At 36.5% G+C, this 15811-nt stretch carries 16 protein-coding genes; 12 read left to right on the top strand and 4 right to left on the bottom strand.

The window, feature by feature from the left end; all coding sequences use genetic code 11:
• Positions 1-21: 21 nt before the first annotated feature.
• The gene (pieS, locus tag OC533_RS00935; RefSeq protein ID WP_194330290.1) at positions 22-1461 is read right to left on the bottom strand and encodes a two component system sensor histidine kinase PieS; all 1440 of its coding nucleotides are present in this window, start codon (positions 1459-1461) and stop codon (positions 22-24) included.
• Positions 1458-2144, bottom strand: a complete 687-nt coding sequence (gene pieR / locus OC533_RS00940; protein ID WP_070753048.1) for a two component system response regulator PieR — start codon at positions 2142-2144, stop codon at positions 1458-1460. The genes pieS and pieR overlap by 4 nt, the downstream gene beginning before the upstream one ends.
• Positions 2145-2311: 167 nt before the next feature.
• Between pieR and OC533_RS00945 the strand changes: the two genes are divergently transcribed.
• The 6 genes from OC533_RS00945 to OC533_RS00970 all read left to right on the top strand — a co-directional run bounded on the left by OC533_RS00945 (position 2312) and on the right by OC533_RS00970 (position 8561).
• Positions 2312-3814: an ABC transporter permease gene (locus tag OC533_RS00945; protein ID WP_194323459.1), complete on the top strand. Its 1503-nt coding sequence runs from the start codon at positions 2312-2314 to the stop codon at positions 3812-3814.
• A gap of 8 nt (positions 3815-3822) precedes the next feature.
• A complete protein-coding gene (locus OC533_RS00950) occupies positions 3823-4518 on the top strand; it encodes an ABC transporter ATP-binding protein (RefSeq protein ID WP_010991584.1) in 696 nt (231 codons plus the stop codon).
• A gap of 307 nt (positions 4519-4825) precedes the next feature.
• A complete protein-coding gene (gene alaS / locus OC533_RS00955; RefSeq protein ID WP_185520356.1) occupies positions 4826-7465 on the top strand; it encodes an alanine--tRNA ligase in 2640 nt (879 codons plus the stop codon).
• Between the two features lie 92 nt (positions 7466-7557).
• Positions 7558-7830 (top strand): IreB family regulatory phosphoprotein, encoded by a 273-nt coding sequence (locus tag OC533_RS00960; RefSeq protein ID WP_003719797.1) that lies wholly within the window; start codon positions 7558-7560, stop codon positions 7828-7830.
• Complete coding sequence (gene ruvX, locus OC533_RS00965; protein WP_003762351.1) at positions 7827-8243, top strand: Holliday junction resolvase RuvX; 417 nt, start codon at positions 7827-7829, stop codon at positions 8241-8243. Before OC533_RS00960 ends, ruvX begins: the two co-directional genes overlap by 4 nt.
• Positions 8244-8258: 15 nt before the next feature.
• Positions 8259-8561, top strand: a complete 303-nt coding sequence (locus OC533_RS00970; RefSeq protein WP_003738982.1) for a DUF1292 domain-containing protein — start codon at positions 8259-8261, stop codon at positions 8559-8561.
• Positions 8562-8605: 44 nt separating this feature from the next.
• Here OC533_RS00970 and OC533_RS00975 read toward each other — a convergent pair whose 3' ends face one another.
• Positions 8606-9232, bottom strand: coding sequence for a DedA family protein (locus tag OC533_RS00975; protein WP_010991582.1), 627 nt, complete (start codon positions 9230-9232; stop codon positions 8606-8608).
• Between the two features lie 202 nt (positions 9233-9434).
• Here OC533_RS00975 and mltG point away from each other — a divergent pair, with 202 nt between their 5' ends.
• The 6 genes from mltG (at position 9435) to OC533_RS01005 (ending at position 13969) form a co-directional block, all read left to right on the top strand.
• Positions 9435-10505, top strand: coding sequence for an endolytic transglycosylase MltG (gene mltG, locus OC533_RS00980; protein WP_194323458.1), 1071 nt, complete (start codon positions 9435-9437; stop codon positions 10503-10505).
• Positions 10506-10581: 76 nt separating this feature from the next.
• A complete protein-coding gene (locus OC533_RS00985; RefSeq protein WP_033533012.1) occupies positions 10582-11235 on the top strand; it encodes an O-methyltransferase in 654 nt (217 codons plus the stop codon).
• Entirely contained in the window at positions 11232-11861 is a 630-nt protein-coding gene (gene udk, locus OC533_RS00990; protein WP_003762345.1) for a uridine kinase, read from the top strand. Before OC533_RS00985 ends, udk begins: the two co-directional genes overlap by 4 nt.
• A 193-nt stretch (positions 11862-12054) precedes the next feature.
• Entirely contained in the window at positions 12055-12537 is a 483-nt protein-coding gene (greA, locus tag OC533_RS00995) for a transcription elongation factor GreA (RefSeq protein WP_003722004.1), read from the top strand.
• 47 nt (positions 12538-12584) lie between these two features.
• On the top strand, positions 12585-13217 hold the full coding sequence (locus tag OC533_RS01000; protein WP_003762340.1) for a YrrS family protein: 633 nt from the start codon (positions 12585-12587) through the stop codon (positions 13215-13217).
• A gap of 50 nt (positions 13218-13267) precedes the next feature.
• A complete protein-coding gene (locus tag OC533_RS01005) occupies positions 13268-13969 on the top strand; it encodes a 5'-methylthioadenosine/adenosylhomocysteine nucleosidase (RefSeq protein ID WP_194323457.1) in 702 nt (233 codons plus the stop codon).
• A 32-nt stretch (positions 13970-14001) separates the two neighbouring features.
• Here the strand turns inward: OC533_RS01005 and OC533_RS01010 are convergent, their stop codons facing one another.
• Complete coding sequence (locus OC533_RS01010; protein ID WP_194323456.1) at positions 14002-15810, bottom strand: M3 family oligoendopeptidase; 1809 nt, start codon at positions 15808-15810, stop codon at positions 14002-14004.
• Position 15811: the final 1 nt, after the last annotated feature.

A 15811-nucleotide genomic window follows, 5' to 3' on the forward strand; every position in this document is an offset into this window, starting at 1 on the left:
CACTTGCGAGTGGGTGTTTTTTTATTGCTCATTATCTTGGAAAAATGGTAAACGAATCGTAAATGTCGTGCCTTTATTTGGCTCGCTAGTAACGCTAATTGTTCCATCATGGTATTCAATTAACTGTTTCACGATAGAAAGACCAATTCCAGATTCCCCGAAAGCTGTATTCGTTCGGGACATATCTGCTTTATAAAATCGTTCCCAAATCTGTTCTAGTTCTTCTGTGTTCATGCCGATGCCGGTATCCGTAATAGTTAATACAGATTCCTTATAATCCTGAGTTCCAGTTAAGGTAATCAGACCATTTTCAGTAAACTGGACACCATTTTTAACAATATTAATAAATACTTGAGTTAAACGGTCATAATCGGCGTAAATATACATATCTTTATCAATATCGACTGTAATCTTATTGCCTTTTTCAGTGGCTACATAATCTAGTTGTTCTTTAATTAGCTCTAAAAATTCATGACCATTAAAGCGAGTTTTTTGTAGTTTGATTTTATTGCTGCGTATTTTTTCATAATCAAGGTTTTCATTAACCAATTTTGTTAATCGTTTTGCTTCCGTATCTATTAAAGCAATACAGCGATCTGTTTCACTTTTTGGAATAATATCGTTTACTAGACCTTCTGTTAAGCCACTAATTGTTGTGAGTGGGGTACGCATTTCATGGGAAACATCCGCGATAAACTGGCGCCGACGTTTTTCTTGTCGTTCAATTTCTTCTTGAGATGTTTCAAGCGTTTCCGTCATTTTGTTGAAATCAATGGCAAGTGCGCCAATTTCATCAAAATTATTCTCTTTTAGCCGCGCTTTATAATTGCCTTGGATCACATCTTTTGTCGCTGAACGCAATTTATTAATCCGATTGACTTGTAGTTTGGACAGAATAGCACTCAAAATAAGCGCAATCGTAATCGACAGTAAAATAGTATAGAACATATAACGATTAATTGTTCCAATCACTTGTTCAGTTCCGCTAATTGGAGAATTCAAGACGATAGATCCAACAAACTTATCGCCATCCATAATAGGCACATAAACAATAGTCATTTCACGATTAAAACGATTGTCGATTTTTTTACTAACTGTTTCACCACTTTTCAATTTTTTCTTATCATCTTTTGAAATTGAAAAATCTTTTGGTAATGGTTGATTGAGCTGAGTAGGGTAAATCGTTTCGTCATCTGCATTTTTGATGGTGTAATGGATCTTTTTAACATCTAAAATGCGCTGATACGTATTAAGAACTTGAATGGTTGCATCTTGCGGCGAGTGGCGAATGTCCATCGAAATCGTTTCACCATAACTAGTTAAATCATCTACTTGGCTTTGATAAAAATAGTCTTTTAGTGAGTGAGAAACAAGCACGCCAATCATAATACAAGCAATAAGTAAAATGATAAATTGTGTGAAAAAAAGTTGGTAGGCATATTTAAATTTCATTCGCTTCATTCCGTTTCATCAAATTTATAGCCTACACCCCAAACAGTGTGTAAAAACGGCTTCGTGTCTGTTGCGATTTTTTGGCGTAAACGTTTGATATGAACATCCACTGTACGCTCATCCCCGTAAAATTGATAACCCCAGACTTGCTCGAGTAACTGTTCTCTTGAAAAAACTTGACGCGGATGTTGCATTAGAAAGTAAAGTAAATCAAATTCTTTCGGAGTCAAGGCATCAAGCAGCTCACCTTGATAAAAAATTTCCCGGGTGCGCTTACTAATTTTAAAATAAGTTGTTTCTAAAATGTCTTCATCATTTTCAGTCGTCGCATGATTGTTTTTTCGACGAGTAACAGCTTTGATACGCGCCATTAATGTAAGTGGGCTAAATGGTTTCGTAACATAATCATCAGCGCCCATTTCAAGACCAAGCACTTGATCAGATTCAGACTCTTTTGCCGTTAAAATAATAATCGGAACATCACTAACTTCACGAATTTTACGGCAAATTGTCATTCCGTCCATATTTGGCAGCATTAAATCAATAATTGCAATATCAAAATCATCCTTAAAAAATGTTTCATAACCAAGTTTGCCATCATGCACAAACGTAGCATCAATTTCTTCTTTCATAAAGAACATTTCTATCATTTCACAAACGCTGACATTATCTTCTATCATAAGTAGTTTCATATTTTGTATTCACTCCTCTTACATTAAAACTAGACTAATTAGACCCAATAATCAAGCCAAATTATTTTTTTCGCGAAAGTTTAAAATATGCATCATAGTTTGTTCATACTTTCTTCATAACTGCCCAGTAATCTTAGTGGGGTAGAAACAGAAATGGAGGAAATTACATGAATTTTTTTAAGAGAGCATGGCTCAGCATGAAAGCAAGAAAAGGTAGATCTGTTTTACAACTAATTATTTTCACAGTAGTGTGTGTGCTTATTTTATCAGGCTTTACCATTCAATCCGCTGCAGATAAAGCAAGTGAATTAGCGAGGGAACAGCTAGGAGGTACAGTAACATTAACTGTTGACCAAGAAAAGCAAATGGCTGCAATGAAAGAAGAGGCTGCAAATAGTGATAGCAGTTCGACAGACTCAAAACCAAAATTTCAAAGTAACCCAATTGATGTAAGCGATGCGAACGAATTAGCATCATTAGATCATGTGAAAAATTACAATTACTATTCAAGTACGCAAGCATTAGCGTCTGGATTTGACCCTATTGAATCTTCAGGAGACACTTCCTCTAGCAGTGATGATTCCTCGAGTTCTAATCAAACAGGAGGTCCAGGCGGTGGAAATGGCGGTCCGCAAATGGTAGATGCAGACTTAAGTATTAGCGGTCTACTTGATTCCGCAACAAGTACCGATTTTGATGCAGGAACAAGTAAATTAACAAGTGGGGTAGCTATTACAGCTAATGATAAAGATAAAAATGTTGCAATGGTAGAAGAAAACTTAGCAGAACAAAATGACTGGAAAGTTGGCGACTCTTTTACCGTTACTTCAAGTGATGGAAATACAAAAGTAACACTAAAAATTGTTGGTATTTATAAAACAACAGATTCAGGAAGTGATATGGCGCAAAACTTCTCTTTCCTAAACCCTTATAACAAAGTATACGTTCCTTATACAGTTGCCAATACTATTAAAGGTTCTGATTATAAAGACACAGTAGACTCTGCCGTTTACACTATGGATGATGCGGCTAATATTTCTGCTTTTGAGAAAGAAGCGAAAAAAGTTGATGGCATTGACTGGGATACATTTAAATTAGATGCTAACGATACACTTTATCAACAAATGATTGGCCCAATTAATAGTGTAGCTTCGTTTTCTAAAAATGTAGTTTATATAGTTAGTATTGCGGGAGCCTTAATCCTAGGCTTACTTGTAATGATGCAAGTGCGTGATCGTAAATACGAAATGGGCGTGCTATTAGCTATTGGAGAAAAACGTGGTAAATTAATCGCTCAGTTTTTTGTAGAAATTTTAATAGTAGCGCTCGTTTCCTTTGGTTTAGCAGCTGCAAGTAGTCATTATGTGGCTCAATTAGCTGGAAACCAATTACTAGCACAGCAAAATTCATCTACTACAAGTGAATCAACTACTTCAGAAAATCGCGGCCCAGGTGGCGGTGGTCCAGGAGGTCCAGGTGGATTTGCGGGAAGTGTTAGTAACTTAACGAAAAATACAGAACAAATTAAAGAACTCAACATCCAAGTAACTTTAGAAGATATGCTGAAAATGGGTGGAATTGGTATTGGAATCGCCTTTATATCCGTTCTTTTACCGGCAGCACTTGTTCTTCGTATGAATCCAAAAACAATTCTAACTAAACAGGAGTAGGTGACGATATGACCAAAGTATTGACGTTTGAAAATATCTCTTATTGGTATAAAACAAAAGATGAATCGATTTTAAGTGATATAAATTATGATTTTGAAGCTGGTGTTTTTTACACTGTAGTAGGAAGTTCTGGCTCTGGAAAAACCACTTTCTTATCGCTTGCAGGAGGACTGGATACACAAAAAGAAGGAGACATCTACTATAAAGGTAGTTCGCTCAAAAGCATTGGCTTACAACAATTTAGAAATAGATATGTATCCATTGTATTCCAAAGTTATAATCTTTTAACGTATATGACCGCTCTTCAAAACGTTACAACTGCAATGGAAATTACCCATGTCAATCAGCCAGACAAAAAAGCTTTTGCACTAAGCATGCTTGAAAAAGTGGGCATTACTGAGAAAATGGCGCGCCAAAAAGTGCTGACTTTAAGTGGCGGACAGCAGCAAAGGGTTTCAATCGCACGGGCGTTATGTTGTGAAACAGAATTAATCGTTGCTGATGAACCTACCGGAAACTTAGACGAACGAACAAGTAAAGAAGTAGTTACGTTATTCCAAGATTTAGCGCATAAAGAAGGAAAATGTGTCATTATGGTAACGCATGACCCTGAAATTGCGAAAGTATCAGATGTAAAACTAACTCTTAAAAACGGAAGCTTTGTTGAAAAGAAACAATCAACGAATAGCTTAATAAACAGTTGACATTTAGCCATCCGTTCTTTATAATTTAGTTTATTGTTGAATAAATATTGATACATGATAGGAATATGATTTTGGTTTCCACGTGATTAGAGAGTTTTCCCTTGGCTGGAAGGAAAACCACGCTTGTGCCGAAGTTGCTCTCCCATTAGATGGTCCGTCTTATCCACGTTAACAGATAATTGAAGAGGTAATGATACAAAGTCTATATCATTGCAAACAGGGTGGTACCGCGATTTGCCAAAATCGTCCCTGTGAGCAATCATATAGGCTTTTTTTGTTGTAAAAAACCAAAAGGAGGAAATAAAAAATGAAACAATTATCAAGCGCAGAAGTAAGACAGCTATTTTTAGATTTCTTTAAAGAAAAAGGGCATACAATCGAACCTAGTGCACCACTTGTACCAAACAACGATCCGACGATTCTTTGGATTAATAGTGGTGTAGCAACAATGAAAAAATACTTTGATGGTTCGGTTATTCCGGATAATCCAAGAATGGCTAATGCACAAAAATCAATCCGTACGAATGACATTGAAAACGTAGGTAAAACAGCCCGTCACCATACTTTCTTTGAAATGCTAGGAAACTTTTCGATTGGTGATTACTTTAAAGAAGGCGCAATTCTTTTTGCTTGGGAATTCCTAACAAGTCCTAAATGGATTGGCTTTGATCCTGATAAATTATATGTCACTGTTTATCCTGAAGACGAAGAAGCGAAAACTTTATGGCGCGAAAAAATCGGCTTAAGTGAAGATCATATCGTGGAAATTGAAGATAATTTCTGGGATATAGGTATTGGACCAAGTGGCCCGGATAGCGAAATTTTCTATGATCGTGGACCAGCTTTTGGAGATGACGAAAGTGACCCAGAATTATATCCAGGTGGCGAAAATGAACGTTACTTAGAAATTTGGAACCTTGTATTTTCTCAGTTTAACCATAATCCAGATGGAACATATACACCACTTCCTAAACAAAACATTGATACCGGGATGGGTCTAGAACGCATGGTTTCTATCATCCAAGACGCGCCAACGAACTTTGAAACAGATTTATTTATGCCGATTATTCGTGAAGTAGAACAAATTTCTGGCGTGAAATACGGTCATAAACAAGAAAATGATGTTGCGTTTAAAGTAATCGCTGACCATATTCGTACCGTGGCATTTGCAATTGGCGATGGCGCATTGCCATCCAACGAAGGACGTGGATACATTTTGCGTCGTTTACTTCGCCGTGCAGTTCGTTACGCAAAAGTACTTACAATCAATGAACCATTTATGTACAAATTAGTGCCAGTCGTTGGTAAAATCATGAATAGTTTCTATCCAGAAGTAGAAAATCAAACAGACTTTATTCAAAAAGTAATTCGTACGGAAGAAGAACGATTCCACGAAACATTAAATGAAGGTCTAGCAATCCTTGAAACGATCCTTAAAAATGCCAAAGAAACAAACGAACAAACTATTAAAGGCGCAGATATCTTCAAATTATATGATACATTTGGTTTCCCAGTAGAATTAACGGAAGAATACGCAGAAGACCATGGCTTAAAAGTCGATCATGCTGGATTTGAAGCTGAAATGAAAGAACAACGCGACCGTGCTCGTTCCGCCAGAGCAGACGTGAAATCAATGCAAGTTCAGGGCGAACTGCTAGCTAATTTAACAGATAAAAGTGAATTCGTTGGCTATAATACAACAGAACATGTTTCTGAAATATTGTATTTAATTCAAGATGATACGCTTGTTGATGAAGTAGCTTCTGGAAGCGAGGCACAAGTTATTTTCAAAGAAACACCATTTTATGCAGAAAGCGGCGGACAAGTTGCTGATAAAGGAACGATAGAAAGTGAAACAGGAGTTGCTTACGTAGAAGATGTTCAAAAAGCTCCTAATAAACAAAACTTACACCGTATTTCTGTAAAAGAAGGCGTATTAAAAACAGGCGACACAGTGAAACTTGCTGTTGACAAAGTAAAACGTCGTGAAACAATCAAAAATCATACAGCAACCCATCTTTTACATCGTGCACTCAAAGATACATTAGGCGAACATGTTAACCAAGCAGGTTCACTCGTTTCCCCAGATCGCTTACGTTTTGACTTCTCTCATTTTGGTCAAATTACAGAAGAAGAATTAACAAAAATGGAAGAAATCGTCAATGAAAAAATCTGGGAACAAATCAATGTTATTATTGAAGAAATGCCGATTGCAGAAGCGAAAGAACTTGGAGCTATGGCCCTTTTTGGGGAAAAATATGGCGAGGTCGTTCGTGTGGTTCAAGTTGGTAAATATAGTATTGAACTTTGCGGTGGCGTTCACGTTCGTAATACAGCAGACATTGGTCTATTTAAAATCGTTTCTGAAACAGGTATCGGAGCGGGAACTCGACGTATTGAAGCAGTTACCGGAAAAGAAGCATATCGCTTTGTGACTGAACAAGAAAATACACTAAAACAAACTGCTAACCTACTAAAAACAACTACAAAAGAAACGCCGCAAAAAGTAGAGCAACTGCAAGCTGATTTACGTGAAGTAAGACGTGAAAACGAATCATTATTAAGTAAATTAGCAAGTGCTGCAAGTGCCGATATTTTTGAATCACCAGAAGAAATCGGTGGCGTAAAAGTAATTGCTAAACAAGTAAATGCGAAAGATATGAACCAATTACGTCAGTTTGTTGATAACTGGAAAGATAAAAAAATTGGTGGCGTTCTTGTTCTAGGAGCAGTTCAAGGTGATAAAGTAAACTTGATTTCTGCAGTTTCAGAAGATGCAATCAAAGCTGGCTATCATGCTGGTAAACTTTTAAAAGAAGTTGCGACACGATGCGGCGGAAATGGTGGCGGACGTCCTGATATGGCACAAGCTGGCGGTAAAAATCCAGCTGAACTAGGAACAGCTCTTGATTATGTTTCTACATGGGTGAAAGAACAACAAGCATAAATTTTCGTTAAAGCACTTCATTTTTCTTTGTTATTTCCGTTCACATGGTGTAAAATGAATAGAGATACATGAAGGAATGAGGTGCTTCGATTATGGATTCAAAAGATCAAACAATGTTTTACAACTTCGGCGATGATTCAATTGAAGAAGATGTAAAAAAATTAATGAAACAAGTCTACGTTGCTCTTGAAGAAAAAGGCTATAATCCCGTTAATCAAATCGTTGGCTATTTACTCTCAGGTGACCCTGCCTATATACCTCGTCACAAGGATGCCCGGAGCATGATACGCCGTTTAGAACGAGATGAAATTATCGAGGAACTTGTTAAAGCGTATCTGAAAAATAACGAAATTGGTGAGAAATGAGAATAATGGGTTTAGATGTCGGCTCGAAAACAGTCGGCGTAGCGATAAGTGATCCGCTTGGTTGGACCGCACAAGGTGTTGAAACCATTCAGATTGACGAGAGCAGAAAACAATTTGGCTACGACAGAGTAAAAGAGCTCGTGCTCGAATACGAAGTTGAAAAAGTCGTTGTTGGGCTACCTAAGAATATGAATAATACCATCGGACCTCGTGCTGAAAGTTCCAAAATATATGCTGAAGTACTTGAGTCAAGAATTGGACTTCCTGTTGTACTTTGGGATGAACGTTTGACCACTTCTGCCGCTGAAAGAACTTTGATCGAAGCAGACGTTTCGCGTAAAAAACGAAAAGAAGTAATTGATAAGTTAGCTGCAGTAATGATTTTACAGTCCTATTTGGACACTACTAATTAATTTGAGGTGAATTTAATGGCAGAAGAACATAACCATAATCATGAAGAAGAAAATATTATTTGGATTACAAATGAAGAAGGAAAAGAAGAAGCTTTTGAAATTCTAATGAGCTTTGATTCAGAGCATTTTGATAAATCATACGTTTTATATTTCCCAGCTGGTAAAGGGGAAGACGAAGAAATCGAAATTCTTGCTTCAAGCTACACGCAAGATGAAAATGGCAATCAAGGACATCTTCAACCAGTTGAAACTGACGAAGAGTGGGATAGAATTGAAGAAATGTTAGCAACTTTCCTAGCTGACGAAGACGAAGAATAATATAAAAAAAGCATGTCCTGACAAAAACTGTCAGGACATGCTTTTTATTTTGCGTTTCTAGCGCGTTTATTCCATACTTTGTAAGCAAGGTAGACAACAATGGCAACTACTAAAGCTAACATTAAATAGCTAATTGGTCGCGTATATTTTTCCACAACGCTCCAATTGGAACCTAATGAATAACCAAGCCATGTCAGAAAAATATTCCACGGAATGCAGCCTAAAATCGTATATATAACAAATTTCCAGACATTCATTTTGGCAATTCCAGCTGGTAAAGAGATAAATGTTCGGATAACTGGCAAAACACGGCCGAAAAATACAGCTCTTGCGCCGTATCGACCAAACCATAATTCTGCTTTATCCAAGTGCTTCACATTTAAGAATATATACTTTCCGAATTTCAATACTAAAGCTCTACCACCGAATTTACCAATGTAGTAAGCAATCAGTGAACCAACTAAGTTACCAGCGATACCAGCAAATACAACGAGCCAGAAATTCAGTTTCCCAGCTTCCGCCATAAATCCGCCAAACAGCATGATAACTTCACTTGGAAGCGGAATGCAGACACTTTCGATAAGCATTCCGAGGAAAATTCCCCAGTGACCAAGTGAGTCTACTAACCACATCGTGAAATCTTGCAAACTTTGTATTAACGTATGTAACATCCAAAAGACTCCTTCAATCTTTATTTAATTGGCAGAAGCAAGTCCTTGACCGATTCTGTCTTGTTCGTTTAATCACGCTGTTTATTATACCGAAAAAACATAAAAACGTCACTTTTTAAGAAAATTTTCCGTATTGAATAGCATTTTTTTTAGATAATCGGTATAATAGATAGGAATTGTTTTCAATGAAATGAGGTCTATAATGAAGAATACAAAAGGTAAGAAAATTACAATTATTATTTCTATTATCATTCTAATTTTAGTAATCGCAACTTTTGCAGGGCATTATTATGTGAAGTCACAGCTAGAGCCAAGAGATGAAGCAAGCAAAGAGAAGATCGCTGTTGAAATTCCAGCAGGATCTAGTATTTCAGATATATCTACTATTTTAGAAGATAAAAAAGTCATTAATAACGCTTCTATTTTCTCTTTTTATGTAAAATACAATAATGATACGAATTTAAAAGCTGGGAATTATGAATTCACGCAAGCTATGAACACAGATCAAATCGTGAAGAAAATGCAAGAAGGAAAGACTGTCGCACCGGCAAAACTAGTCATTCCAGAAGGATATACACTCGATCAAATTGCTGATAGAATCGTCGCTTATCAACCTAAATTAAAAAAAGCCGATGTTCTTAAAATAATGGATGATCCAGAGTTTGTTGCTTCTATTATTAAAGCATTCCCAGAAACTGTCACAAATGATGTTTTGAATAAATCTATAAAACATCCGTTAGAAGGCTATTTATATCCAGCGACATATACTTTTAAAGGCTCGGATGTATCAGCTGAAACGATAATTAAAGAAATGGTGAAAGCAACAGACGTTAATATTGCTAAGTACCGCGACGAACTAACGAAACAAAAAATGTCCGTGCATAAATTCCTAACAATGTCTTCCATTATTGAAAAAGAAGCAACTGCCGATGTGGATCGCAAAATGATTGCTAGCGTTTTTTATAATCGTTTAGCAAAAGATATGCGTTTACAAACTGATCCTACTGTTCTTTATGCGCTTGGTGAACATAAAAGCAAAACAACCTATAAAGATTTAGAAGTAGATTCGCCGTATAACACATACAAAAACAATGGACTGCCACCAGGACCAATTTCTAATAGCGGTGACACTTCTATGGAAGCAGCTCTTTACCCAGAAAAAAGTGATTATCTATACTTTTTAGCGAATACGAAAACTGGTAAAGTTTATTTCTCTAAAACATTAGAAGAGCACAATAAACTAAAAGAAGAGCATATTACGAAAAATAATTAAAATGAACCACTTGTCAGAAACGTGTATTGCATGTTTTTGGCAGGTGCTTTGTTTGTTAAAATGAGGGGATTTAGCAGTGAATGATATAATTCATGATTATTTATTAAAACATATTCCAAAGAGCACGCCTTTTTTTGAAGAATTAGAAGTATACGCAAAGGAACATGAAGTGCCGATTATGGAGCCGGATTCGTTACATTGTTTATTGCAAATTTTAGATATTCAAAAGCCGAAGCGTATTTTAGAACTTGGAACAGCAATCGGCTATTCTGCTTTAAAAATGGCAGATAAACTTCCAAAAACGGAAATTATCACAGTCGAACGTGATGAAGAACGATATAAAGAAGCTTTACATAATATAGAGCGTTACGGGGCTTCTGACAGAATAAAAGTCTTGCTTACGGATGCAATTGAAGGATCAGAAGAAATTTTAACGTATGGTCCGTTTGATGCCATATTTATTGATGCTGCCAAAGCGCAATATGAAAAATTTTTCCATATTTATACAGATTCCCTTGCTCCAGATGGTGTGATTTATAGTGATAATGTTCTTTTCAAAGGACTTGCGCTTGATATGTCACCAGAAAAACAGCGTAAACTTCGAGTTGCTCGTAAAATGCGCCATTTTAATGATTTTTTAGTGACGCATCCTGATTTTGATACTACAACTATTCCACTCGGAGATGGTTTATCTATTTCAAAAAGAAAGAAAACTGGAGGCATATCATGACAAAAAAACCAATCGTAGTCGGTGTAACTGGTGGTTCAGGTTCAGGAAAAACCAGTGTAACTAAAGCAATTTGTGATCATTTTAGCGGGCATTCTATTTTAATGATTGCGCAAGATGTCTACTATCATGATCAAGCAGATATTAGTTTTGAAGAGCGTTTAAAAGTAAACTACGATCATCCGTTAGCATTTGATACGGACTTACTTATTTCCCATATAGCAGCACTACGCCGTTATGAAACAATAGAAAAACCAATTTACGATTATGAAAAATATACGCGGAAACAAGAAGTAGAAATTCAAGAACCTAGAGAAGTAATTATTTTAGAAGGTATTTTAATCTTAGAAGATAAGCGATTACGCGACTTGATGGATATTAAAGTATATGTTGATACAGATGACGATATTCGTTTTATTCGTAGGTTATTAAGAGACATGAAAGAGCGAGGTCGAACGATGGATTCTGTTATCGATCAATATCTTTCTGTAGTAAAACCAATGCATAACGAATTTATTGAACCAACGAAAAAATTTGCCGATATAATTATTCCAGAAGGTGGAGAAAATCATGTGGCAATTGATTTGATGACAACAAAAATTGAATCAATCTTGCAAAAACATGTATAAGTAACAGGTAACACTTGTCAAACAGATTAATTTAAGGTAAAATTTTCCTAGTAAAAAGAGAGACAATTGCTTGCTATTTCTAGCGTGGCATGTTAATCTTTCTCACGAGTAGTAATGTTTTTTTATGAAGGTGCGGAGCGATATCTCCGTGCTTTTCTATACAATAATGAACAAACAAAAGGAGCGAAAACGATTGGCGACAGAAAAAGTATTTCCAATGACCCTAGATGGGAAAGCAAAATTAGAAAATGAATTACAAGAACTTAAGACAGTAAAACGGAAAGAAGTAGTAGAACGGATTAAAATTGCCCGTAGCTTTGGTGATTTATCTGAGAACTCCGAGTATGATTCCGCAAAAGACGAACAAGCTTTTGTTGAAGGTCGTATCACTACTATTGAAAACATGATTCGTAATGCTCAAATCATTGATGCAGCAGAAGCTCATAATGGTTTAGTAACACTTGGAAACACCGTTACATTTATTGAATTACCAGACGGAGAAGAAGAAACATACACGATTGTAGGGAGCGCAGAAGCTGATCCTTTTGAAGGTAAGATTTCTAACGATTCTCCAATTGCTAAAGGTTTACTTGGTCATAAAGAAGGGGAAGAAGTAACTATCCAAACCCCTGCTGGCGACATGAGTGTTAAGATCGAAAAAATCACTGCATCTTAATTTTATCTGTTTTTATACAGCGGTTACTTATAAGGTGGTGAAAGCAAATGGCAGATAATCGACAATCAAATAACCGTCGCATTAAACAAAACTTAGTCGAAGGATCTCGCTCAAGACAAAATACAAAACGAAAAAAAACGAATCTAGTTTTAAATCTTTTAATTATCGTGGTAAGCTTACTTATCATTGGTAGTCTATATTTTGTACTGTTTAAAACAGAAAGCGATCCAACTCAGCAAGAAAACAAAACGGCATCTTCCAATGCGAAAAAAGAAGATGCCGCTAAATCAAATAAAACTTCCGAAAAGAAATCGACTTCTTCGGATGAAAAAACAACAGAAACGACTAAAAGCGATGATCCTAATGTGGCAAAAGTTATTACAAAAGACTGGAAACCAATTGGAACTGAGCAAACTGGTGATCATGTGAATTCCTACAGCTCTACAAGTGTAGACTGGCAAGAAAAACGCAAAGCTTTTTCAGCAGCGACAGATATCCCAATCTCAAATACATCACTTTGGTTTGTAGAGCAAGGGGCTGACCCTGCTACTCAAGCAATTGGTACACTTTCTACTAAAGCAAATCCTGATAAAGCTTACCGTGTTTATATTACATGGGTAGACGGTGAAGGATGGCAACCAACAAAAGTAGAAGAGCTAAAAACAAACGACAAAAGATAAAAGCACAGAAGTTAGTTGTTAACGACTGTGCTTTTTTTGGAGGTTACATAATGACAATAGGCATTATTGGAGCAATGGAAGAAGAAGTTGAACTGTTAAAAAACACCATGCCCAACACAGAAGAAGTAATTATCGGCGGAGCAAAATTTTATATCGGTGAAATTGCTGGTAAAGAAGTTGTGCTTTTAGAATCAGGTATAGGGAAAGTTAATGCTGCCCTTGGTACCACACTTCTAGCAGACCGTTTTAAACCAGAAATTATTATTAACACTGGTTCAGCTGGAGGTATAGGTGATGGCTTAGCAATTGGCGATGTCATTATATCTGATCGCTTAGCATATGGTGATGTTGATGTTACTGAATTTGGTTATACATATGGCCAAGTTCCACGTATGCCAGCTTTTTATCAAGGCGATGCTGTTCTTTTGAAAAAAGCAGAGACTATTTATCGTGATTATTTTGCAGATAGTGAAAATAAAGCAGTATATGGTCTTGTAATTACAAATGATTCATTTATTATGCGTCCAGATCAACATGAAATTATTCGAACATTTTTCCCGGATGTTAAAGCTGTGGAAATGGAAGCTGCTGCCATTGCGCAAGTAGCCTATCAATTTGATATTCCATTTCTTATCATCCGAGCTATATCGGATTTAGCCAATCAAGAGGCGACAATGTCTTTTGATGAGTTTATTCATTTAGCTGCAAAACAATCAGCTACTTGTATCATCGAATTATTAAAAACAATATAAAAAATCCAGGAGAGAGATTCTCCTGGATTTTTTTATTTTACGTATTCTTCCGTTAAAGTAAGGAAATCTTCTACATCTTTAGCGGCTAGGGCAACTGCTTCTTCCCAGAAATCAGCTTTACGCAAGTCGACTCCAAGATGTTTTTCTGCAAGTTGTTCTGTTGTCATCGAACCCGTATCTTTTAGAAGCGCAATATATTTATCTTCGTAGCTAGCACCTTCCGCTTGTGCTTTGTGATAAATACCAAGCGAGAATAAGTAACCAAAAGTATATGGGAAATTGTAAAATGGTACATCAGCAATATAAAAATGTAGTTTAGAAGCCCAAAATTGTGGATGATATTCATCTAAAGCATCTAAGTAAGCTTCACGTTGCGCTTCCTCCATTAAAGAATTAAGTCTATCAACTGACACTACACCTTGTTTGCGTGCTTCATAGAAATTGCATTCAAAAATAAATCTAGCATGAATATTCATAAAGAAAGCAATACTACGACCAATTTTATCTTCTAGTAAGGTGATTTTTTCTTCTTTTGTTTTGGCATCTTTTACAGAAGCATCGGCAATAATCATTTCAGCAAAAGTAGAAGCAGTTTCCGCAACATTCATTGCGTAATCAGTGTTTTCAAATGGCTCTTCACGAATAACATGAGAGTGGAAGGCATGTCCGAGTTCATGTGCAAGAGTTGCCACAGTACCAGGAGCTCCGTCATATGTCATGAAAATCCGACTTTCTTTTTCGACCGGGAAATCCGTGCAAAAGCCACCAGGACGTTTATTATCACGATCTTCTGCTTCAATCCAACCTTTTTCGAAAGCGGATTTCGCGAAGTTTGCCATTTTCGGGCTGAATTTATTAAATTGTTCGATGATAAAATCTGCGCCTTCTTGATAAGTATATTTTTTTGGTTCGCTTGAGAATACAAGAGGAGCTTCGACATCATAAAAGCTTAATTTTTCAAGCCCAAGCAATTTAGCTTTTCTATCTAAGAATCGGACAAAAGTCGGCTTATTCGTTTGAATGACGTTCCACATAGATTTTAATGTTTGTTCATCCAAACGATTAATAGCAAGTGGTTCTTCTAAAATATTATCCCATTTACGAATATCATATGTAGCTAAACGGAAACCTGATAAATGATTTAGAGTATCGCTAAAGAGACGAGATTCTTCTTGCCAAACACGAGTATATTCTTTGAAAACTGCCTGACGGACTGCGCGATCAGGGTGATTTAATAAGTTCAGAGCTTGTCCAGCAGATACAGACTTTTCTTCCCCGTCAGTAGTAATGTGCATCCGTAGTTTACCAACGATTGTATCATAATGGTCAGACCAACCACGATAACCATCAACAGCTAAAGAATTAATCGCTGCTTCTTGTTCTTTACTGCCTTTTTTACGACGGTTTGTACGTGCTTCACTTAAAATAAAACTAATTTGTGACAAACCATTTTGCTGCATTAGTTCATCCCAAACACGGTCAGATATTTGAGCAAATTTGTCATGCCATTCATCTTCTGCCGTCGATAGGGTAGCCACATATTGATAAATTAACGCAGAAAGTTCATTTGCACGAGTATCATTAACATCTGCTGAAGCAAGACACTCTAAAAAAGAACCAGCAGTTAATAAAATTTTTGAGATGTCCGCATTTTGATTAACCAATAGTAGAAATTCTACTGAAGCTTCGACGTTTTCGGGAACTTCCCACTCAGCTACATTCACGACAAAGCTATCCAAATCAGCTTTTACCTCTTGAAGTGTTTGCTGTAATTCTTCAGAACCACTACCGCCAACGTATATATTTTCTAAATCCCAAGTTAATGCATAATCTTTTGACATT

It is taken from the genome of Listeria sp. Marseille-Q6474 (assembly GCF_946902005.1).
Classification (GTDB): domain Bacteria; phylum Bacillota; class Bacilli; order Lactobacillales; family Listeriaceae; genus Listeria; species Listeria innocua.